This is a genomic window from Streptomyces sp. NPDC050485 (genome assembly GCF_044458185.1).
Taxonomy (GTDB): domain Bacteria; phylum Actinomycetota; class Actinomycetes; order Streptomycetales; family Streptomycetaceae; genus Streptomyces.
Window position 1 is genome coordinate 1 of sequence record NZ_JBITHR010000032.1, and the last position, 20,422, is coordinate 20,422.

The window sequence follows — 20,422 nt, forward strand, 5'->3', positions numbered from 1 at the left end:
CCCCGCGGAGCGGGTCCCTCAGCGCTGCGCGCTGAGCAGAGAACCGACCTGCTCCGCAGGTCGGTTCCCGGGTTCGCTGCGCTCTCCCGGTGAACTGAGTTGCTGCGCAACCCAGTTGCCGAGCTTTGTTCGGCCGGCCCTTCGGGCCGTGAAGTCCCGTGCTTTGCTTGGGACTTGGCCTCGCGGTTGCTCGGCCTGGCGGGCTCGCTGCGCTCCCCCACCCCGGCTTTTCGGCTTCGCCTCCAAGCCCCGGCCCGCTCCGCGGGCCAGTCTGGCTACGGGTACCGTGGTTCGTCTTGTCTTCGTGCCGAGCCACGGGGCGCGAAGAACTTAACCTTGACCGCGTTTCATATGCTCAAACACATGACCGAAGACTCCACCAGACCAGAAACCACCCGAACCCGCAGTAAAACCATCCTGGTTGCCGTCCTGGCCATAGGCATCGCCGGACTCGTCTGGGTAGCCGCCTGGCACTTCTTCGGATGGCACTACTGGGGCATCGCCTGGCTCGCTTCAAAGGCCGCAGTCAAAGCAGTCATCCTCGGCCCGCCCCTGGTGGCAGGGGCCATCATCTGGCTCCGCCAGCGATACAAGAAACCGGCCCCGCATCATCCCGTGGATGAGCAAGAAACCTGAATCATCGCCAGTCAAAATCCGGCAGCTCAGACTGAAGCGAAGGGCTGCAATTCATCTCTCTTGAGATACGGTCACCCCCTCTCATGTGATGCAGCACGTAAGAACCCCAGATGTCTCGATCTACCGGAGACCGCCCATTTTCGCGGGCCCTGCAGCTTCAACGCCGAATACCAGTCGCTGGTATCGACTACCGGATCCGAGGTCCTGGATCGGATCCGGCAACTACGATCCGCCGGTGCGTTGTACATACAGGCAGCGGCGCTGGATCCGGGTCCAGATGTGTGGCGCGTGGCTGGGGCAGGTCTTCAACTGCGGCTTCATTGCAGAAGCTACACAGCCCGGGAGTGGAGTCGGCACTAGTCATAGTCGACGATCCCACCCGAACCGTCATGATGTCTCGCGATTGAGAGCACGCCATATCCGCGACTGAAGGCCCAGCGCAGTACTTCCTAGTCGACGCGGGTGCGGCCGGTGCGCTGGAGGGCGGTGTGGGAGTGGGCGGTCAGGCGGGCCCAGTTGCGGAAGTTGCCGTGGGCGGCGTGGCTGTCGGCGAAGGTGATGTCGGGTCAGCGTCGGGGGCCTGGGACCCTCTGCCTGGTGCGTGGTGGCGCGCGCGAGAGCCGTTACGGGAGCCGGGCGGTCGGCCAGGCATGGGGTTCTTCCGCTCTCGGCGTCCCAAGCAAAATCCGGGACGGCGTCCCAAACCGCTGGTCACAGCGGTGGGACGGGGGTCAGGCGGCCTCATCGCGCCCAAGGACGGCGGAAAGGCGTGCGGGAGCGCCGCACAGTTGTCCCGCGTTGATCGCTCCGGTCTGCCGTCCCAGCCCGAGAGTGCTCGCTCACCCACGAACACCACTCACTGGGGGAACCCTCTTATGCTCGGCCCCTTCCGAATACCACGCCGGACGTCTACACGCGTCGGTTTGACGGGGTTGCTGGTCGCGGTCACCATGCTCACCGCATGCGACCCCACGAACGGCAACACGGACAGCAACTCCGCGGCGGACGCCGGCACCCGTTCCCTGGCCGCGCCGAACAGCGGGTCCTTCCTCGCCTACTCCGCGGCGAACACCGGGAACGCCGGGGGCGGAATCGCTCTCGAATCCCCCGCGTGCCCGACCGACATGAAGCAGGGCGAGAGCGACGGCTGCGTCCTCCAGCTCCAGCTGGAGCTGAACCTGACCGGCGCTGGGATCACCGCCGATGGCCAGTTCGGCTCGGCCAACGCCGCCGCCGTGCGCAACTTCCAGAGCGCCCACCACCTCGGCGCCGACGGCGTCGTCGGACCGGCCACCAAAACGGCCCTTGACTCCGCCGCTGGCGGCGTCAAGGGAAGCGTCGACATGTCCAACGCATGCGGCACCCTCCAGCAGGGCAGTCAGGGAGCCTGCGTCAGCACGTTGCAGCAGAAGCTCAACGCCGCCGGAGCCCACGTGGCCGCCGACGGCAATTTCGGCCCGGCCACTTACACCGCCGTAAGCAAGTTCCAGAAGGACCACGGGATTGTCGTCGACGGCGTCGTGGGCCCGGCCACCAAGGCCGCACTCAACGGATCGCCTACCAGGAGCGGTTCGGACATCAACCTGCTCAGCGACTGCGGCACCCTCCAGGAGAGCCCGGGCAGCCAAGGCAGCCCGGGCAGCCAGGGGGCCTGCGTCAGCACGTTGCAGCAGAAGCTCAACGCCGCCGGGGCCCACGTGGCCGTGGACGGCCAGTTCGGCCCGGCCACCGGCTCTGCGGTACGTGACTTCCAGAAGGCCCACCACCTCGACGCCGACGGCGTCGTCGGCCCCGCCACCAAGAACGCGCTGTACGGAATGAGCGGTTCAGGCAGCGGTGGCAACGGCGGTAGCGGCGGCGGCTCGTCGACGGCGATGGACCTGCGCACCCAGTGCGGAGTCCTCCAGACGGGTGCCAAGGGCGGTTGCGTCACCACGCTCCAGAACATGCTCAACCGCCTCGGGGCCGGTATTCAGGCCGATGGCGACTTCGGCCAAGGCACTGCCGCCGCCGTGCGCAACTTCCAGAACAGCAGGCACCTCCAGGCGGATGGTGTCGTGGGCCCGGCGACCAAGGATGCCCTGTACGGCGGCGGATCGGGACCCATCTCCACGGGCAACCCTCCGCCGCACACCGGGTCCATCGACTACACCAAGGTGCTCGCGGCGGCCAAGAACCAGGTGGGCTACCCGTACGTGTGGGGCGGCGGGCACGGGCAGCCCGGTCCTTCGACGGGCACCTGCGACCATTACACGGGATCCATCCAGCCCTGCCCGGCGGAGCACACAGTCGGCCTTGACTGCTCGGGCCTGGTACGTACCGCGTACTGGTTCGGCGCCGGGATCGATCTCGCCAACGGCGGTGACACCAACCAGCAGACCAGCGACAGCCACCTGGTGCCCATCTCCGCGGACCAGCGCCAGCCCGGCGACCTCGAGTACTTCGGTGACCACACGTGGCACACCCACCACGTGATCATCTACGCCGGGAAGGACTCCTCCGGTCAGGAGATGATGTACGAGGCACAGCAGACGGGGACGGACGTCCACTACGTCCGCCTGCGTCTCGACAGCCACAACTTCTTCTGGTACCACGTCGTCGCCTGATCCCGCCTCAGGGAACGCCCCCGCGAGCCACGGGCGAATTCCAGGGGTCGCTGCAACACAATTGATCAACTGGCTGTTGCCAGGAGCTTAGTGAGACGCTCGGCTGGGATTTCCCAGCCGAGCGTTTTGCGTGGGCGGCTGTTGAGTTCGGCGGCCACCGCCCAGATCATCCTTGCCGAGATCGGCGCGGACATGAGCCGTTTCCCCACCCCCGAACACCTCGTCTCCTGGGCGAAGTTGTATCCGCGCACGATCCAGTCCGGCGCAAAGAACACCGCGGGCCCGGCCGGTCAGGGCAACCCCTGGCTCAAGGGCGCCCTCGACAAGGCCGCCAACGCCGCCGCGCACGCCTCCCTCGTCGACCGCGACGACGAGCTGGGGATGGGCAGCGGGCCGCTGGAGACGGCCCTCGCAGGCGGGGAACGGCTGCACGGGCAGCGGATGGACGGCTTCGACCTGGCCGTCATGGACGAAGCGCACGGCACCGCCGGGGACCCCGGCCGGGCATGGGCCGCCATCCACGACAACACGCGGATCCCCGCCCGACTTCCGGCTCTACCTCACCGCCACTCCCGCATCCTGGCCGCCGCCCGGCCGCAGCACGACCGGGACGGACGCGAGCTGGAGATCGCGTCCATGGCGGATGACCCCAACTCCGCGTTCGGCAGGTGGAAGCTCGGCCTGTCCGAGGCGATCACGCGCGAGATCCTCGCCGCCTTCGAGATCGACCTCCTCGAAATCCGTGACCCCGAACCCGTTCCCGAGCTGTCCGAGGAGGCGCTGCGGGACCGGCGCCCGGCCCTGCTGCAGACCGCGCTCCTGGAACAAGCCGCAGCCCACAACCTGCGCACCGTCATGACCTTCCACCAACGGGTCGAGGAAGCCGAAGCATTCGCCAACAAGCTGCCCAAGACCGCCGCCGCTCTCTACACGGCTGTTCAGCGACGCTAAAGATCAACATGAAGGCAACGTGCTGGTTGTTGATGGGATAGCCGTGACCGCCTTCAGCTGAGGTGCGTGGGAGAGCGGGGCGGGACGGGTGTGGTGCTCGCTGAGGTGTCCGGCGCGTACTGGCTGGAGAGTTCGGTGCCTCGCGGGAGCGACTGATGCGGCATCAGGTGAGCGGATGGGTGTCCACGTCCTTTAGCCGAACTCCCCGGGCATTGCGCGGGGATACCTGCCCGGAACTGCTCGGCCCACTGGGCATCGAGGCGGCAGAGGAGTTCGACCTGCTTGCCGGGCCGAGGATGTCGAGGCCTTCGCTGCGACGCCGGCCGGGCATGGCTGTGTCAATTGGGCGGTGGGCTCTGATCCCACAAAGTGGGATCAGAGCCCACACAAACCCGACATTGAACCGTTTCGGGTCCGGTAGCGACCACGCGTCATCCACACCCCGGCAAGCCCTACTACCCAGCCTTGGCGGGAGTGCAGCCGCGCGGGTTCGCGTCCATGTAGTCGCCCCAGATCTTCGCGGGAAAGGCGTTCCCCCGCTGTCCCGTGTCACCGCCCACGTCCGACATCGGCAGCAGCTTGCCGTCCGTGGGCTGCATACGGAACATTGTCACCGCGGTGGAGATGTACTTCGCCCAGCCCACGAACCAGGCCGACTTCAGGCGGTCCTGGTCGCCGGTGCGGCCCGCCGCGACGGGAGCGCCGACGGCACACTCCGTGTCGCCGGCGAACATCTTGCTCCCCGCCTCGCGCAGGACGTCGCCCACCTCGTCGGCAACCTCTCGGGGCAGGGCGCGCCGGGCCTTCGTGCGGCTCTCGAAGCCGCCCACCGACTCGTCGTCCTTGACGAGCTTGGTCACCGAGTAGGGGTCGTTCTGGAGGCCGTGGTTGGCGAAGGTGCCGTACGCGCCCGCCATGCGGATCGCACTGGGCGTGGACGTGCCGACGGAGAAGGTGTCCTCCAGCGGAGCCATGCTGTTCTCGAGCAGGCCCGACCGGATCGCGATGTCCTTCACCGCCTCCAGTCCCACCTCCTTGCCTAGGCGGACATAGGTGGCGTTTCCGCCCGTCGCCAGGGCTTGGCGCAGGCTCGGGTGGGAGCCGTCCGGAGCCGCCGTCGCGGACGGGCTCTGGAGCTTGCCGGCGTTACCGTAGAAGTCCCCGGAGTACACGGACGTCCGGTCGCCGTCCCTTCTTTCCGTGCCGTACTGAAGAGCCGCCGCGAGGACGAACGGTTTAAAGGCCGAGCCGACCGGCACGCCGAGGGTGTCGGCGTTGTTCGTGAACTGTTTCGTCGCATCGGGCCCGCCGTAGAGGGCGAGGACGGCGCCGTCGGAGTGGCGTACGGAGGCGGCGCCGACCTGGATGTTCCGGTCGGCCTCCCGGTTCCTCGGGTCGATGTTCTTCGCCAGGACGGATTCGACGGACGCGGTGAGCTGCTCCACCTGCTTCTTGTCGAACGTGGTGTGGATCCGGTAGCCGCCGTGTGCCAGGTCCTGGTCGGTGATCATGGAGTGCGCCTTGATGTATTTATTGGCGACGTCGACGAGATAGCCGGTCTGGCCCGCGAGGTTCGTGGCCATGGACTGCTTGTCCGGCTCCGGGAAGGTCCGGTGCTTGTCGCGCTCCTGCTGCGACATCAGCCCGGCCTCGACCTCGCGATCGAGGATCCACTTCCAGCGGTCCTCCGCACGCTCGTGGTTGGCGCGGCTCGTCGCCGGGTCGTAGAGTTCGGCGCCCTTCAGCAGCGCGGCCAGCGCGGCCCCTTGGCCCGGATCGAGCTGCCTCGCCGGAATGCCGTAGTACGCGTGCGCGGCGGCCTCGATCCCGTACGCCCCGCGGCCGAACCAGCTCGTGTTGAGGTAGCCCTGGAGAATGTCCTGCTTGCTCTTTGTCCGGTCGAGCTTAAGCGAAATAATAAACTCCTTGGCCTTTCGGGTGAGAGTTTGCTCCTGCGAGAGATACGTGTTCTTCACATATTGCTGAGTGATGGTGGAACCACCCTGCGTCTCCTGCCCCTCCACCGTACTGGCGGCGGCCCGTAAAATTCCCTTTAACGAGACTCCGGGGTCGCTGTAGAAACTCTCATTCTCGGCGGCAATCACCGCGTTCTGTACGGATTCCGGCACGTCCGAGAGGTGGACGATATTGCGGTTCACCTTGCCCAGGCTCACCATCTGGGTACCGTCCGCCCAGTAGTACGTGTTGGCTTCCTGGACGGCGACGGCGTTCTCGTCGGGAATGTCCACACTCGCATACGCCCAGGCGAACAGGCCGACCAGAGCGCCCACACCGAGCACGACCGTGCCCAGTACCAGCCGCCACGACGGCAGCCAGCGGCGCAGGCCTCTTCTCCCCCGGCGCGGATAGTCGACGAAGCTCCTGCCCCGCGGATGACGCCTCGCCGGCTTTTCTCGGCTCTCCTGCTGCTGCCTCTTGCCCACGGTCCGACCAATCCCTGGATATCGGTGTCGCCGGGAAGACGAACGGGGCACACCGAACGGTTGGCCGCCTTTCATGAGCATCCTATGACCGGTCTATGACCGTTCCATGACAGCTGCTTCTACGAGAGTTCCATGACAGCTGAGGTTGTCACTCACGTTCCGGCCCGGAATGTTCAATCTGCGCCGACTGCTGAACCACGGCCTGGTGCATGCCTTCGGTGTTCTTCGGGAGGATCGGCAGATCGAATGCCTCGCACAGGTCGTAGGCCCGCATCGGACGGCCGGCGTCGGTGAGGATCTGCTGGTAGGCCGGGTGGTCCGGCACGTCGAGGCAGGGCGTCTCCTCGACGGGCTCCGGTCGGAGGATGGCGAGGAGGGTCTTGCGGGTGATGCGCAGGTTCTCGCTCTCCGCGTCGAGTTCGCCGAGGCACGCGGTGAGTTCCTCGATGGACGAGCGGAGCTGTCCGGCCTGCTCGCCCAGTTCGCGCTCCCGGGCGTCGACGTAGGCGAGGACCGTCCCTGATCTGCGGGCTGTCGCTCATGCTGTCCTCCAGGAGGACAGCGTGGTGCCCGTGAGCCGACGCGTCATGACGGAGGTCATCGCCCAGAGGACCCGTGACGCTTGCTGTTGGGGAGCCTCATACCGACATGCCATCTGCCCCTGGCACGGCCTATGTTCACGCTCGTGGAAGCCCGGCCTTGGATGCGGGGTTGTCGCGACGGGCGCGGCGGGCTCCGATCAGCAGCAGGGCACACGCGAGCACGAAGAGCGGCCAGGGCGTGAACGGGAGAACTATGGCGTCGACGACGGTCCAGGCTCCCAGCGTCCAGGCGATGAACGCCGGCGGGGTGATGCCGCGGCGGTCCAGCCACAGCACCGTCAGGCCGACCAGGATGAGCGGTGGGCCGAAGCTTTCCAGGCTCAGCCAGTACGCGCTGCCCGCCGGGCTCATGTCGGCAAGGTCCTCGCTCCACAGTCCGCCGCTGAACCATGTCCCGGCGTGGCGCGCGGCTTTCTCCACCGTCAGGGCGAGGACGGTGTGTGCGGCTCCGAATAACGTGATGATCCAGCCAGCCCACTTGATCATCCGTGTTCTCCGTTCTCGTCGCGAAGCCACGCGGTGCGACTTCATCTCGGTTGTCTCTGCGTAGTGAGGTCCCGCGGTCTCCGGAACCATGGTTCCGATACTATCGTTTCGATACTCTCGTTCCGTATAGTGCAGGCATGACGGCGAGAAGACAACGGGGCGGACGCCCCCGAGACAGCCGCGTGGATGACAAGATCCTCCAGACCACGCGCGAGCTGATCGACGAAGTCGGCTACCCGGCGCTGACCGTCGACCAGGTCGCGGCGCGCGCCGGGGTGGGCAAAGCGGCGATCTACCGCCGCCACGCGTCCAAGGCCGAGATGGCGTTCGCTGCCACCATGTACGAGCAGCAGTTGCCGCCGCTGGCCGGCACCGGCTCGTTGCACGGGGACCTGCTGGCGCTTGTCCGCGCGTTCCACATCCGCATGGCCACACCGGCAGCCCGACAGCTGGCACCGGCCCTGATCAGCGAAATCGCCGTCAATCCCGGACTGGATAAGCGGTTCCAAGACACCTTCCTGGCCGCCGAACAGGCCATCTTCGCCGAAATCATCGAACAGGCCATGGCCCGCGGCGAGCTGGCCGGGACCGTCGACCCCGCGATGGCCCATCTGCTACTGCTCGGCACTCTGGCATCCGCCCTCTACATCATCAACCTGCCCGTCGACGACGCCATGATCACCGACCTCGCCACCGCGGCCACAGCAGGAATCACCGCCCTGGCCGACCGGCACCACAGCACCCCCGGCGGAGCCGCCGAGCCGCACTGACAAGGCCGTTCCTCCTGGTTGAGTGTCCGTTCAAGACTCCATGAACCCCACCGGCCCCACGCTGGTGCTCACACCCACCAGATGAGCCACGCGATCCACGGGGAGGCAAGACCGGCTGTCCACGCACTCGTTGGCACGCCCAGTTCCGGATATGGCTAAAGGGTTGGAACGCCAAGCCGTCGCCGCGCCACCTGGCCGGTTCGTGTTCTGTTCATCTTCGGCGATCCTCCCGAAAGATGGGGGCTTGCCGGGAAAGTGACATCTGCCGACGGAGGAACCCGCGATGACCGCGAACCCGAAGGGCACCACGACAGGGCAGCAGAGCCGCGAGGAGCGGACCTCCGAGGAGATCACGGCACTGCTCGCCGGGGCCGCCGACCCAGAGCACCGGCTGGCCGTCCACCAGGAGCTGTACCCGGACGTGACCAACCTGGCCACGGCGGAGAACGTGCTGGTCTATCCGTCGCTGCGGGACAACGTGTTCGAACGGCTCGGGGTCCTGGAGCAGAAGGACGTCAAGTACGCACCGTCGTACGGCAGTTCCGAGCTCCGCCAGGGCATTGCGGACATGCTCCGCCCGATGTTCTCCGCGGACCTGAAGAGCGAGGACGTCTTCGGCACGTCGGGAGTGTCGGCTGCTCTGGAGTGCCTGGCGTTCGCGCTCAGGGAGGGCGGGATCCTGGAGATCGGCGATCGGGTGCTGCTGCCCGCGCCCTACTGGCAGGGCTTCAACTGGTGTTTCGAGCAGCGGCCCGAGCTGGTCGCCGTTCCCGTTCACCTCCGGGAGGAGGGTCCGGAGAACTTCGAGCTCACCCTGGCCGATGTGCAGCGCGCCTACCGGACCCAGCCAAAGCCGCCGAAGCTGCTCGTCCTCACCAATCCCAACAACCCCCTGGGCGACAACTACGGCAAGGACCTGCTGGAGAGCATCTACCGGTGGGTGCTCACCGAGACCGGCATGCACATCGTCTCCGACGAGATGTACGCGCACTCCCAACTCGCCGGAGCCGGGCCGGAGTTCGTCAGCGCCCTGGCCCTGGACGCCTACAAGAACAACCCGGAGGCGCGGGACCGGGTCCATGTCGTGTGGGGATTCGCCAAGGACTTCGGTCTTTCAGGCCTCAAGGCGGGAGTTGTGATCTCCAAGTCGCCGGTGGTCCATCTGGCCATGCAGGGCATCAAGGACAAGCAGAACAGCTACGCCTGGTTCAGCCCGTTCGACTCGCTCAAGCACCGTGTCATCGGGGCCATGCTGAAGACTGTCGTCGACGGCAAGAGCTACCCGCTGGAGCTGATGCGGCAGTACCGGGGCTGGCTGACCACGGCGTTCGAGGACACTCGCCGCGCCCTCACGGACGGCGACATCCCGTACCGCGGGCGGGCCCCGGCCGTCAGGTGGAACAACGCCTGCGGGTCCGCCCCGGCCCGGGCCCGCCAGGCACGCAACGCCCGGTCAGCCGCTCGTCACCCGGCTCACGCGCATCAAGGGACTTTGCTCGTCATTCCTTCTGCGGCTTCCAGTTCCCGTACGACAGGGTCCTTGTCCCGCGAGTAGGATCCGAAGCCGTCCTCGCTCAGCAGATTGACGATGCGCTGCCATTCCACAAGCTGGAAGTCCAGGCACTTCTGTTGCCAGTAGGACTCAAAACAGTGCAGACTCCCCAGCTGCTCCCTTGCAGACCGAATGCGGGCTTCCTCGGTCACGGCATCCGCATGGCTCATACCCGTGGCCTTCTCTTGAATCACCTTCCGGGCCGAGTCATCCAAGTGATCAATCATCCTCGAATCCTCCTATGTTGCAATGATGTTCATCCTTGCACCTCAAGTCGAGGCCAACACCGAGTTAATTGCATTCACGGCGGATTATTTGCAGCTTGGCGTCGCAGCATGCATAAGTGGCCATCAGCGGAATCAACTCCATGCGCAACTTCTCCTCTTCGAGCGCCCCTTGGGTGCACAGCTCGCTCAAGTGCCGGGTGGCTTCCCGGGAACGCTCGCTCGTCACCTGCCATGCAGCGAGCACATCCGCGCCGGTCAGGGTTTCGTGTGATGGCAACTCGCTCTGGCGAACGCTTCCTGGCAAGGAAGGCTCATTCATGTGTGCAAGCCAGTTCAGTTCGTGGCTCGTCAGCTCTCGCAGAATGCGCGTAATCATCCCACCCGGCTTCAGCATGGCGACGAATTCATCGAACTGAGGGTCTGTCAATTCCTCACAGCGGTTTGCAATTGATATGCGATAGACGGCGACGGTGTTCAGCAATGCGCGGGTATCTTGATTGAATGCCCCGGTCCGATCATCGGTTGACATGTGATACCTCCGTATCCATCCATCGGCAGGCAGATTCGCGAGTCATATGGTGCGACAGCACGCCCACGCCAGCTTGTATGCCTCCGACGGTCGAAACGGGGGATATCAGCCATCGCAGACAGAATCAGATGCTCGTGACGATCGACCATGCACTCGCCAACGTCTGGCGGGGCCTGCTCCTGCATGTGGATCATCTCTTCGAGCAGGTCTCGATCATGGCAGCTGCCACACCTCCACACTGGCAAGATTTCGACAGCACCAATCTGAGTCCGGACACGACGAAGTCTCAATGAGGTGCGCGCAAATAAAAGACCCGGAAATGAAGAGGGGAAGGGGCGGTCATTGCGCACATGGATTCCGTCCCTGGATGGGCGTCCCGACGGCTGTGCGCATCAGTTCAGCAATCGCCTCCGGACAGGTCAACCTGGCTCTCCGCAGGCGTGACGCCGTATTCCGCAAAGGCTGTGGCCCCGAAGTCCGTCGCATCACTGCTGGTCAGGGCGGATGCGAGGGAGGTGTGATCGCGATGGCGCCATCGCCGCGGACGGCTTCCCTCCGTCTGCCCGCATCGGCCCGATCTGGAGCTACTTTGGCAAGTTCGAGCCCGGCCGCGGCCAGGGCGGCGGATGCCTGCCTCCCAGCCACCGTGACCCCTCATAGGCCCGGTCTCCCCTTCGTCGACTTGGGGAAGTAGTCGGCAGGTCCACGTACCGGGAGTAGGGCACTGGGGGTCCCGGATGCGCCTCCTTGGCACCACATGCACCCATCTGACCAGCAAAGATGCTCAACTTCCGGCCGCCGGGGGCACATCGCGAAGACGCGACATCGCCCAGGATGCCTGTTGTTGGTGTCGAGAATCTGCCAGAAGCTGGCTGCCGTCCCTGCTGGACTAGTGATCACACCTCATGTGATGCCCAACACAGGACGGGATTCATGTCCACAGCAACTACCACTTCCGTCGAAGACTCAGCGGCGCCGACTCTCCGTTCACCCCTGGTCCCCTGGCTGGCCGTGATCTCGGTGATGATGGGGATCTTCGCGATCGTCACCACCGAAATCCTCCCCATCGGTCTGCTGACGTCGATCGGGTCCAGCTTCACCATCTCGGACGGAATGGCCGGGCTGATGATGACCATGCCCGGCTTCCTCGCCGCGATCTCCGCGCCGGTGGTGACTGTGGCCACCGCGCGCATCGACCGGCGGGTGATGCTCGGCGCGTTCATCCTGATCCTCGCGCTGGCCAACTTCCTGGCTGCGGCGGCGTCGAGCTACTGGATGATCCTGATCTCACGGGTGATGGTCGGCATCACCATCGGCGGCTTCTGGTCCATCGGGGCTGGGCTCGCCGGCCGACTCGTCCCGGCGGAACAGGTGGGCCGGGCCACCTCGGTGATCTTCTCGGCGGTGCCCCTCGGCTCGGTGCTCGGCGTCCCGCTCGGCACGTTCATCGGGGACATCGCGGGCTGGCGAACGACGTTCCTCGTCATGGGCGTCTTCACCATCGCGGTGTTCGTGCTGCTACTCGTGGTGGTGCCCGCACTCCCGGCCGTGCAGGCGACCCGCCTGAACGTGCTCAGCGGCATGTTCCGCAGCATCAACACCCGGTTCGCCCTGGTGCTGACCTTCCTCATCGTGCTGGCCCACTTCGGCACCTACACCTATGTCACCCCCTTCCTGGAGCAGGTGACGCATGTGAGCTCCGGGCTCATCACGGTGTACCTGCTCATCTACGGTGTCGCGGGCATCGTCGGCAACTTCCTCGGCGGGTCGGCGGTGACCCGTTACCCGCGGGCCACCTTCGCGGCGGCGGCGGCGATGATCGCCTGCGTCACCCTGCTGCTGCCGGTGCTCGGCCGGTGGGACCTGGGCGCGGTGGCCCTGCTGATCGTCTGGGGCATCGCCTACGGCGCCGTGCCGGTCTGCTCGCAGACCTGGTTCGCGAAGGCCAACCCCGACTCCCCCGAAGCCTCCTCCGTCGTGTTCACAGCGTCGTTCCAGGCCACCTTCTCCATCGGGGCGCTGATGGGCGGCATCGTGATCGACCACTCCTCCCCCTCGACCGTCATGACGCTCGGCGGCTGCGCCGCCGTCCTGATGGTGTTCGCGGCCTGGTTCCACCGCGCCAGGAAGATCTCGTTCCCCGAGTCCCAGTAGGGCCCGGAACCCCCTCTCCCGCATGGCCCGCCGCGGTCATCCCCCTTCGCCCGCGGCGGGCCGACCTCTGCGAACGGCGCATACCCACACCTGTCTTCGGAGTGCCCGGACACCCGGTGCTCATCGTCGGCCTGTCGACCTAAGGAGAACGTCACACATGTGCGGCATTGCGGGTTGGATAGACTTCGTTCGCGACCTCACCCAGGAGCGCGCCACCGTCGACGCCATGACCCAGACGATGGCCTGCCGCGGCCCGGACGACGAAGGCGTGTGGATCGGTCCGCACGCCGCGATCGGCCACCGCCGCCTGTCGGTCATCGACCTCGAAGGCGGCCGTCAGCCGATGACCGCCGAGGAGGACGGACGTCTCCTCGCCGTCCTCACCTTCAGCGGCGAGGTCTACAACTACCGGGAGCTCAGGGCGGACCTGATATCGCGCGGGCACCGCTTCCGCACCCAGAGCGACACCGAGGTCGTGCTGCGCGGCTACCTGGAGTGGGGCGAAGGCGTCGTCGACAAGCTCAACGGCATGTTCGCCTTCGGCATCTGGGACGTACGGCGCGAGGAACTCCTCCTGGTGCGGGACCGGATGGGCGTGAAGCCGCTCTACTACTACCCGACGGCCGAGGGCGTCCTGTTCGGCTCCGAGCCCAAGGTCATCCTGGCCAACCCGGAGATCCCCCGCCGGGTCAACACCAACGGCCTGCGGGAACTCCTCGACATGGTCAAGACACCCGAGCACGCCATCTTCACCGGCATGCACGAGGTACGGCCCGGCCACACCGTGCGGGTGCGCCGGGAAGGTCTGACCAAGCGCCGCTACTGGGCACTTGAGGCCAAGGAGCACACGGACTCCCTGGAGAAGACCATCGACACGGTGCGGGATCTGCTGGAGGACACCGTCCAGCGCCAGCTCATCTCCGACGTGCCGCTGTGCAGCCTCCTGTCCGGCGGTCTCGACTCGTCGGCGGTGACTGCGCTCGCGGCCAAGGCGCTGGCGGCCGAAGGGGCCGGCCCGGTGCGCTCGTTCTCCGTCGACTTCGTGGGCGCGGTCGAGAACTTCGTCCCGGACCCGCTGCGGAGCACGCCCGACGCCCCCTTCGTGCGCGACCTCGCCGAGCACGTGGCGGCCGAGCACAAGGAGATCCTGCTCAACAGCGACGACCTGAGCGACCCGGCGGTGCGCGCCGCCGTGCTCGACGCCACCGACCTGCCGCCCATGTGGTACGGCGACCTGTGGCCCTCGCTGTACCTGCTCTTCAAGGCGGTGCGCGAACGGTCCACGGTGGCCCTGTCCGGCGAGTCGGCCGACGAACTCTTCGGCGGCTACAGCTGGTTCCACGACCCGGAGGTCCTCACCGCCGAAACGTTCCCCTGGCTCACCTCGACGCCGGGCCCGTTCTACGACGGCACCCCGCTGTTCGACGGGAGCCTGCTCGGCACCCTCGACATCCCCGGCTACCGGCGCTCCAGCTACGGCGATGCCATCGCCGAGGTGCCGGTCCTGGCCGGCGAGACCGGTCTCGAAAAGCGCATGCGCGAGATCAGCTACCTGAACCTGACTCGCTTCCTCAACACCCTCCTGGACCGCAAGGACCGGATGAGCATGGCGGTCGGCCTGGAGGTCCGGGTCCCGTTCTGCGACCACCGGCTCGTGGAGTACGTGTTCAACGCGCCGTGGGCCATGAAGACCTTCGACGGCCGCGAGAAGAGCCTGCTGCGCGCCGCGACCCGCGACGTGCTGCCGGAGTCCATCGTCAAGCGCGTGAAAGCCCCCTACCCGAGCACCCAGGACTCGGGCTACGAGAAGAAGCTCCGGGACCGGCTCGCCGAGGTCATCGGCGGCGGCAACGCGCCGATCCTGCCGCTCCTCGACCTGGAGAAGGTGCACGGCCGTCTGAACGGCAGCATCAGCACCGCCAGCACCCAGATCACCCGCATCGACCTCGAAGTGCCGCTGTGGCTGAACGCCTGGCTGGAGAAGTACGACGTGACCGTCGACCTCTGATCCGGCCCGGTCCCACCTGGCGTGCCGCGGCCCGGCCGTGGCACGTCCCCACTCTCCCGGCGGCCCTCGCATCCCCCGTAGGGGGCCGCCGGGTTCTTCGTCTCCCCTTCGGGTTCTGTCCGGCTCGGAAAGGAACCTTCGATGGCGTCCTCGGAAAGCTCCGGCTCGTCGGAAGGGGCACGGCGAACGGATGCCGACCCCGTCGCCGATCAATTCCCGCTCCAGGTGGCCGAGTTCGCCGAACATCTGGGCGGCATACTCGGCCTGCTGCGCACCCTCGACCTGGAAGGCATCGCCCCCGCCTCCGCCTTCCGCGCCGCGGGCGAGTACCCAGCGGTACGGCAGGAGCCCACCGATGCGGCCCTTTGAACTGACCCTGAGCGCGGCCGCCGAGGCGATCGCCACGGGCGAGCTGTCGCCCGTCGAACTCGTCGACTCGGTCCTGGAGCGGTGCACCGCGGTCGAGGACCGGCTCAACGCGTACGTCACCGTCGTCCCCGAACAGGCCAGAGCGGCGGCCGTACGGGCCGAGCGGGAGATCCGGGCCGGCGATCGTCTCGGCCCGCTGCACGGCATCCCGTACGGCCTCAAGGACCTCATCGACACGGCCGGGATCCCCACGACCGCGAGCTCACGGCTGTGGGAAGGGCGCGTGCCCACCGCGGACAGCACGGTCGCGGCGCTGCTCTCGGCTGCCGGGGCGATCCTGGTCGGCAAGACGCACACCCACGAGTTCGCGTACGGCCTGCTATGAACGGCTGGCCATCGGACAGCTGATGGCGAACCTGCGAAGGAAAGGCGGCCTCGGCAAGAACAAGGACACCGCGACCACCCGCGCCGTCCAGCTCACCGCGATCGACCAGGACTGGAACTGCCCTTGGCCCCTGGACTGGCAACGCCACTACCGGGTCCTGCCCGACCTGGCCGACGCCGGCGGCAGCCTGCCCAACGTCGCACCGGGCGTGCTGATGGACGGCGACGACCTGGGCACATGGCTCCAGCGGCAACAACAACCAGGCACCTGGAAGCAGTTGTCCACCGCACAGCAGAAACGGCTGACGACACTCGGCGTGACACCCGCCGCACGGCCCGTACCCGGCCCCAGCGGCCGCGCAGGCGAAGAGCCTGAGCAAGGCGCAGCAGGCTTTTCAGCGTGGCCTGGCGGCCCTGACGCAATGGGTGGGACGCGAGGGCCGGCGGCTGGTGCCTCGCGGCCACAGCGAGGAGATCGCGGTCGACGGCGAGGACCACGCGGTGCCTGTCCGGCTGGGTGTATGGATTTCGAACACCAAGTCAAGGCGCGACGGACTCGCCTCTGAGCAGCGCACCGCGTTCGCGGAGTTGGGCGTGGAGTGAGCGCAGGCACCGCACCGTCCCCATCGTGGCCGCATCCTGGGGCCGCTGGACCCCGCGCACCCTGACCGTGTCCGACGGGCCGATCACCTGGTCCCACCTGGGACAGGGCTCGCTGCGTCGGCTCTCCGACCAGACCGACGGCGTCTGGATCACCTTCTACTCCCCTGAAAGCAGCGCCGGGTACGCGGACATGGACCCGGCCGCCGTGGTGGGGGCGACTCCGGACGGGACGCCGGTGACCGCGGGCGAAATGGCCGCCCTCCGCCCGCCGTTCCCCACCCTGCTGGGCTGGGACAACGAGCTCGTCTACCCCCTCGGACACTCCTTCAGTACGCCGGAGCCGGACACGATCGATCAGTGGGGCCAGGTCCTCTACACCGCCTGGCAGCTCATCACCCAGGGCGGCAGCAAGCTGATCGAGCCCGAGAAGGTCGAACGCCCCCGCTCCGGCCGCTGGAGGAGACCGGCCTGTGTCCCCCCTCATAGCGTGGGGTCCGTGATTGCAGGGGAAGTTGGTGTTCATGGGGTCCAAGCAGCGGACGTACACGCCTGAGTTTCGTGAGGGTGCTGTACGCATCGGGATCGAGACGGGCAGGCCGATCCCGGAGGTCGCCGAGGAGCTCGGCGTGCACTCCGGCACGCTGCACAGCCGGGTGTCACGGTGACGCCGTAACGGGTCGGCGTCGTCCGACCGGCCGAGCCCGCGCCGGGTGGACGGATACGCGAGGCCGAGCGTGCCGAGCTGGAGCCGCTGCGGCGGGAGATGAGCGAGAAGGAGCCTTGACCCAAGGCCCGTCGTCCAGGCCTGTCGCGTCCAGCTCCCTCTCGAACTCCTCCAGGTCGCCGGGGAACCCCCACACACTAGAAACCGACTGAATGGTTTGTTATATTGATCGCGGTTCCGGCCAGCCGGCAGCGAAGCCGAGTACCACACAATGCGCGTGAGTTAGCTTGCGTTGGGCCAGGCCCAATCGAATGGGGTGCGGAATGGGAACAGCCGTGTGTCCGTACGTGCTTGACGCGCTGGGGCGCAATCAGGCAGGAGAGGCAGCGATGCTCCGCGATCGGGGGGCTGCCGCCCAGGTTGAACTGCCCGGCGGGATCAAGGCATGGGCGGTCGTCCACCAGAAGTACCTCAAGCAACTGCTCCTCGACCCGCGGGTCTCTAAGGACGCCCGGCTGCACTGGCCGGCCTTCGCTCAGGGCCAAATCACGCCACAATGGCCACTGTTCGAATGGGTCTCCAGCCAGAACATGCTCACCACACACGGTGAACGCCGCTCGCGACTACGCCGACTGGTCGCCGGTGCGTTCACCACGCGCCGCGTCGAGGCGCTCCGAGACCGCATCGAGGAGCTCACCGCCCAACTGCTCGACGCGCTGGCAGCAACCCCCGCTGGCAAGCCGGTGGATCTGCGCGCGCACTACGCCCAGCTGCTGCCCATCCGCGTGATCTGCGAGCTGCTCGGCATGAGCAAAGACTCCGAGAAGGTGCTGTGCGACGCGATGGACGTCGCATTCAACAGCTCTTCCAAAGCCGAGGAAATGACCCAGGCCGTCGTGGACATCGACGGCGTACTGACCCGTCTGATCGCCGCCAAGCGCGAACACCCCGGCAATGACCTGACCTCCGCCCTGCTGCACGAACGCGACCACGGTGACCACCTGACCGAGCAAGAGCTCCTCGACACCCTCAGGCTCGTCCTCGCCGCAGGCCAGGAAACCATCACCACGTTCATCACCAACACCGTCGCCGCGCTGCTCACCGACCCCGAGCAACTGGCCCATATCCAAGCCGGCCGCGCGGACTGGGACGACGCGGTTACCGAAACCCTGGGAGCCAAGGCCCCGGCTGCCTACATGCCACTGCGCTACGCGGTCGAGGACATCGAACTCGGCGACGTGCTGATCAAAAAGGGCGACCCCATCATCGTCTCCTTTGCCGCCGCCACTCTCGACCCCCAAGCCTACGGACCTGACGCGGCCACCGTTGACGTCCTGCGCGCGGACCGCCGCGATAACCTCGGCTTCGGACACGGCCCCCACTACTGCCTGGGCGCACCACTGGCACGAATGGAATCCACCATCGCACTGCGCGCCCTGTTCAATCGCTTCCCGAACATGGCTCTGGCTGTCGCCTCGGACCAGCTCAGGCCCGTCCCCTCGTTCATAGTCAACGGCTACCAGGAACTCCCTGTCTACCTCCGTTAGCCTCGCCGTTTCACTTGGGTACGGCTGGTGGGGCGGAAACGCGAAAGTGCCTTCCTGACCTGGGGCGATGAACCTTACTGAGGGGTTCCGTCGGTCCAGGCGGAGGGCACGTTCTACGTGCAGGCTATCGGGTGCGTCCCAAGGTTCATGTCACTGCCGATGGTTCGGGGGTGGTTGGTCATGCCGGGGCACGGCTGCTCGCGGATCTCGCCGAGGCCACCGGGCTGACGGCCACTTGTCCGCATACCCGCTCACCGTCGTGGGCGCTGTCTGCGACACCACCGGCACCGCCCCCGACACCCTGCTGTCCGCCCCGATCAGCAAGCCCGTCGGCGCCACCGTGATCGGCACACAGCTCCACACGGTCACCGTCTCCTTCCTCACCTCCGGCTCCTACCTCGGCATCGTCCCCGACGAGCAGATGGAAGCCGTCTCCCGCGCAATCCGGCTCTCCCTGGACCTCTCCGACTAGGAATCCGCAGAACAACCGGAGGCCGGTACCCCGTGTTACGGGAACCGGCCTCCGGTGCTGCTGCGTGGCGTACGCGGTCTCCGTCCCGTCCCACAACGCCGGGGGCACGGCCTGGGCGACCGCGAATCCAGATCCGGAGCAGCCGGATTTTGAGAGTGCCGTCGCGGGCCGGGGCCCGCTCGGCGCCCCTCCCGCGTGCCCATGCGCTCAGGGCGAAGGCGACGAGCGTGATGGCGGCGTAGACCCGGCCCACGGCGGGGAATCCGTACGCCGTGAACAACGGGCCGAGCACGGCGGCCCCCAGGGGCACGGCAAGGTTGGTCGCGAAGCTGTAGAAGGCGAGGACGGTCCCTCGGTGGTGCTGGGAACATTCGCTCAGGAGTGTGCTGAGCAGCGTGACGACCAAGCTCTCCCGTAGAAGCCGAGCATGTTCAAGAAGGTCGCTCCCACGTACACGGACACCTTCGGTGTGAGGAGGGCCCGGGCGGCGGATCGTGTCCAACTGTGCGTCGGTGAGGGCATGTTGGCGTCCGAGGACAGGGCCGGACCTCCATCGGGGCTCTCGCCGCCCGTGCGTAGCAGCACGCAGGTGAGCCCCGTCATCTGGTCGCAAGCCCGGCTCGGCGCGACACCAGGTCTTATGGCGTCCCGCTTGCGAAACCGGAAACCAGACCCTAACCCCCGCTCGGCCGCCACGGGCTGCGGTCACATCGCGAGCAACTGCCCAAGGGTCTCCGTCAGTTCGTCTCGCAGGACGGCCCCCGCCCTTTCGGCATCCCCGTCCTCGATGGCCCGTACGAGGGCCGCATGAGCCTGTTCGCCGTGGTTCGGGGTGTGGGAGCGGAGGTCGACGAGTTCCAGCAGGGTGATGAGGCCTTTGCGCAGTACGGGGGCGAATTCGGTGAACAGGGCGGTGAGGACGGGGTTGTGGGCTGCGGCGATCACCGCCGTGTGCAGGGCGATGTCCGCGTCGACGAATTCCGCGTGGGTTCCGGCGGCCGCGGCCCGGCGGCCGTCCATTGCCGCGCGGAGGGCAGTGAGGTCGTCGTCGGTGCGGCGCCGTGCGGCCAGGTGTGCCGCTTCCACCTCGACCATCATGCGGACCTCGTACACATCGGTCAGGGCCGCCTGGCGCAGTCGGGTGGGCCAGTCCTCGGTGGGCGTCGTGGCGATGACGAAGACGCCGGCGCCCTGGCGTGGCTGCACCAGTCCCCCGGCGGCCAGTGCGCGCAACGCCTCGCGGACCGTCGAGCGGCCCACGCCGAGGGCCTGGGCGAGGGCGTTCTCGCTGGGGAGCTTCGTACCGACGGGCCACTCCCCCTGGGCGATTTGCGCACGCAGGCGGTCAATGGCCTGTTCCACCAAGGGCGTTGGCCGCAGGGCGTCCAGTGGCATCCGGGATCCTTCCTCTTCAACAC

The 20,422-nt window shown here is 67.0% G+C and carries 18 protein-coding genes and 4 pseudogenes; 18 read left to right on the top strand and 4 right to left on the bottom strand.

Features of this window, described 5'->3' with window-relative positions:
* Window positions 1-363: 363 nt before the first annotated feature.
* The 4 genes and pseudogenes from ACIBK6_RS37245 to ACIBK6_RS37260 all read left to right on the top strand — a co-directional run.
* The gene (locus ACIBK6_RS37245; RefSeq protein WP_399057068.1) at window positions 364-636 is read left to right on the top strand and encodes a hypothetical protein; all 273 of its coding nucleotides are present in this window, start codon (window positions 364-366) and stop codon (window positions 634-636) included.
* A 923-nt stretch (window positions 637-1,559) separates the two neighbouring features.
* The gene (locus tag ACIBK6_RS37250) at window positions 1,560-3,242 is read left to right on the top strand and encodes a peptidoglycan-binding protein (RefSeq protein ID WP_399057070.1); all 1,683 of its coding nucleotides are present in this window, start codon (window positions 1,560-1,562) and stop codon (window positions 3,240-3,242) included.
* 192 nt (window positions 3,243-3,434) lie between these two features.
* A pseudogene (locus ACIBK6_RS37255) lies at window positions 3,435-3,533 on the top strand (transposase); the annotation flags it as partial.
* Window positions 3,534-3,581: 48 nt separating this feature from the next.
* Window positions 3,582-4,172: pseudogene (locus ACIBK6_RS37260) on the top strand (helicase); the annotation flags it as partial.
* A 476-nt stretch (window positions 4,173-4,648) separates the two neighbouring features.
* Here ACIBK6_RS37260 and ACIBK6_RS37265 read toward each other — a convergent pair.
* On the bottom strand, window positions 4,649-6,637 hold the full coding sequence (locus ACIBK6_RS37265; protein WP_399057071.1) for a transglycosylase domain-containing protein: 1,989 nt from the start codon (window positions 6,635-6,637) through the stop codon (window positions 4,649-4,651).
* 169 nt (window positions 6,638-6,806) lie between these two features.
* Here ACIBK6_RS37265 and ACIBK6_RS37270 point away from each other — a divergent pair, with 169 nt between their 5' ends.
* Window positions 6,807-7,160 carry a hypothetical protein gene (locus ACIBK6_RS37270; RefSeq protein WP_399057073.1) on the top strand — a complete coding sequence of 118 codons (354 nt, stop codon included), beginning with the start codon at window positions 6,807-6,809 and terminating at the stop codon, window positions 7,158-7,160.
* A 154-nt stretch (window positions 7,161-7,314) separates the two neighbouring features.
* On the opposite strand, the gene ACIBK6_RS37275 is transcribed toward ACIBK6_RS37270, so the two are convergent.
* Window positions 7,315-7,725, bottom strand: a complete 411-nt coding sequence (locus ACIBK6_RS37275; RefSeq protein WP_399057075.1) for a DUF6463 family protein — start codon at window positions 7,723-7,725, stop codon at window positions 7,315-7,317.
* Between the two features lie 182 nt (window positions 7,726-7,907).
* Here ACIBK6_RS37275 and ACIBK6_RS37280 point away from each other — a divergent pair, with 182 nt between their 5' ends.
* Both ACIBK6_RS37280 and ACIBK6_RS37285 read left to right on the top strand, forming a co-directional pair.
* The gene (locus ACIBK6_RS37280) at window positions 7,908-8,495 is read left to right on the top strand and encodes a TetR/AcrR family transcriptional regulator (protein WP_399057077.1); all 588 of its coding nucleotides are present in this window, start codon (window positions 7,908-7,910) and stop codon (window positions 8,493-8,495) included.
* Window positions 8,496-8,778: 283 nt separating this feature from the next.
* Entirely contained in the window at window positions 8,779-10,050 is a 1,272-nt protein-coding gene (locus tag ACIBK6_RS37285) for a pyridoxal phosphate-dependent aminotransferase (RefSeq protein WP_399057079.1), read from the top strand.
* A gap of 288 nt (window positions 10,051-10,338) precedes the next feature.
* On the opposite strand, the gene ACIBK6_RS37290 is transcribed toward ACIBK6_RS37285, so the two are convergent.
* Window positions 10,339-10,803, bottom strand: a complete 465-nt coding sequence (locus ACIBK6_RS37290) for a hypothetical protein (RefSeq protein ID WP_399057081.1) — start codon at window positions 10,801-10,803, stop codon at window positions 10,339-10,341.
* A gap of 128 nt (window positions 10,804-10,931) precedes the next feature.
* Between ACIBK6_RS37290 and ACIBK6_RS37295 the strand changes: the two genes are divergently transcribed.
* The 11 genes and pseudogenes from ACIBK6_RS37295 (at window position 10,932) to ACIBK6_RS37345 (ending at window position 19,004) form a co-directional block, all read left to right on the top strand.
* Entirely contained in the window at window positions 10,932-11,096 is a 165-nt protein-coding gene (locus ACIBK6_RS37295) for a hypothetical protein (protein ID WP_399057083.1), read from the top strand.
* A gap of 640 nt (window positions 11,097-11,736) precedes the next feature.
* On the top strand, window positions 11,737-12,957 hold the full coding sequence (locus ACIBK6_RS37300) for an MFS transporter (protein WP_399057084.1): 1,221 nt from the start codon (window positions 11,737-11,739) through the stop codon (window positions 12,955-12,957).
* Window positions 12,958-13,114: 157 nt separating this feature from the next.
* Window positions 13,115-14,965 (top strand): asparagine synthase (glutamine-hydrolyzing), encoded by a 1,851-nt coding sequence (gene asnB / locus ACIBK6_RS37305; RefSeq protein WP_399057086.1) that lies wholly within the window; start codon window positions 13,115-13,117, stop codon window positions 14,963-14,965.
* A gap of 141 nt (window positions 14,966-15,106) precedes the next feature.
* Entirely contained in the window at window positions 15,107-15,334 is a 228-nt protein-coding gene (locus ACIBK6_RS37310; protein WP_399057088.1) for a hypothetical protein, read from the top strand.
* Window positions 15,321-15,713: pseudogene (locus tag ACIBK6_RS37315) on the top strand (amidase family protein); the annotation flags it as partial. The gene ACIBK6_RS37310 and the pseudogene ACIBK6_RS37315, both read left to right, overlap by 14 nt.
* Window positions 15,714-15,741: 28 nt before the next feature.
* A pseudogene (locus tag ACIBK6_RS37320) lies at window positions 15,742-15,978 on the top strand (hypothetical protein); the annotation flags it as partial.
* 166 nt (window positions 15,979-16,144) lie between these two features.
* Entirely contained in the window at window positions 16,145-16,321 is a 177-nt protein-coding gene (locus ACIBK6_RS37325) for a hypothetical protein (RefSeq protein ID WP_399057090.1), read from the top strand.
* A 25-nt stretch (window positions 16,322-16,346) separates the two neighbouring features.
* Window positions 16,347-16,874 (top strand): hypothetical protein, encoded by a 528-nt coding sequence (locus tag ACIBK6_RS37330; RefSeq protein ID WP_399057092.1) that lies wholly within the window; start codon window positions 16,347-16,349, stop codon window positions 16,872-16,874.
* The gene (locus ACIBK6_RS37335; protein WP_399057094.1) at window positions 16,843-16,986 is read left to right on the top strand and encodes a transposase; all 144 of its coding nucleotides are present in this window, start codon (window positions 16,843-16,845) and stop codon (window positions 16,984-16,986) included. Before ACIBK6_RS37330 ends, ACIBK6_RS37335 begins: the two co-directional genes overlap by 32 nt.
* 322 nt (window positions 16,987-17,308) lie before the next feature.
* The gene (locus ACIBK6_RS37340; RefSeq protein WP_399057096.1) at window positions 17,309-18,532 is read left to right on the top strand and encodes a cytochrome P450; all 1,224 of its coding nucleotides are present in this window, start codon (window positions 17,309-17,311) and stop codon (window positions 18,530-18,532) included.
* Between the two features lie 235 nt (window positions 18,533-18,767).
* Complete coding sequence (locus ACIBK6_RS37345; RefSeq protein WP_399057154.1) at window positions 18,768-19,004, top strand: hypothetical protein; 237 nt, start codon at window positions 18,768-18,770, stop codon at window positions 19,002-19,004.
* A 705-nt stretch (window positions 19,005-19,709) separates the two neighbouring features.
* Here the strand turns inward: ACIBK6_RS37345 and ACIBK6_RS37350 are convergent.
* The gene (locus ACIBK6_RS37350; RefSeq protein WP_399057098.1) at window positions 19,710-20,399 is read right to left on the bottom strand and encodes a FadR/GntR family transcriptional regulator; all 690 of its coding nucleotides are present in this window, start codon (window positions 20,397-20,399) and stop codon (window positions 19,710-19,712) included.
* Between the last annotated feature and the right edge of the window lie 23 nt (window positions 20,400-20,422).

Excerpts from the sequence above, each read along its gene's own strand:
- ACIBK6_RS37245 (WP_399057068.1), top strand. The coding sequence starts at position 364 with ATGACCGAAGACTCCACCAGACCAGAAACCACCCGAACCCGCAGTAAA.
- ACIBK6_RS37270 (WP_399057073.1), top strand. The coding sequence starts at position 6,807 with ATGTTCAATCTGCGCCGACTGCTGAACCACGGCCTGGTGCATGCCTTC.
- ACIBK6_RS37275 (WP_399057075.1), bottom strand. The coding sequence starts at position 7,725 with ATGATCAAGTGGGCTGGCTGGATCATCACGTTATTCGGAGCCGCACAC.
- ACIBK6_RS37285 (WP_399057079.1), top strand. The coding sequence starts at position 8,779 with ATGACCGCGAACCCGAAGGGCACCACGACAGGGCAGCAGAGCCGCGAG.
- ACIBK6_RS37290 (WP_399057081.1), bottom strand. The coding sequence starts at position 10,803 with ATGTCAACCGATGATCGGACCGGGGCATTCAATCAAGATACCCGCGCA.
- ACIBK6_RS37295 (WP_399057083.1), top strand. The coding sequence starts at position 10,932 with ATGCTCGTGACGATCGACCATGCACTCGCCAACGTCTGGCGGGGCCTG.
- ACIBK6_RS37300 (WP_399057084.1), top strand. The coding sequence starts at position 11,737 with ATGTCCACAGCAACTACCACTTCCGTCGAAGACTCAGCGGCGCCGACT.
- asnB (WP_399057086.1), top strand. The coding sequence starts at position 13,115 with ATGTGCGGCATTGCGGGTTGGATAGACTTCGTTCGCGACCTCACCCAG.
- ACIBK6_RS37310 (WP_399057088.1), top strand. The coding sequence starts at position 15,107 with ATGGCGTCCTCGGAAAGCTCCGGCTCGTCGGAAGGGGCACGGCGAACG.
- ACIBK6_RS37335 (WP_399057094.1), top strand. The coding sequence starts at position 16,843 with ATGGGGTCCAAGCAGCGGACGTACACGCCTGAGTTTCGTGAGGGTGCT.
- ACIBK6_RS37340 (WP_399057096.1), top strand. The coding sequence starts at position 17,309 with ATGGGAACAGCCGTGTGTCCGTACGTGCTTGACGCGCTGGGGCGCAAT.
- ACIBK6_RS37350 (WP_399057098.1), bottom strand. The coding sequence starts at position 20,399 with ATGCCACTGGACGCCCTGCGGCCAACGCCCTTGGTGGAACAGGCCATT.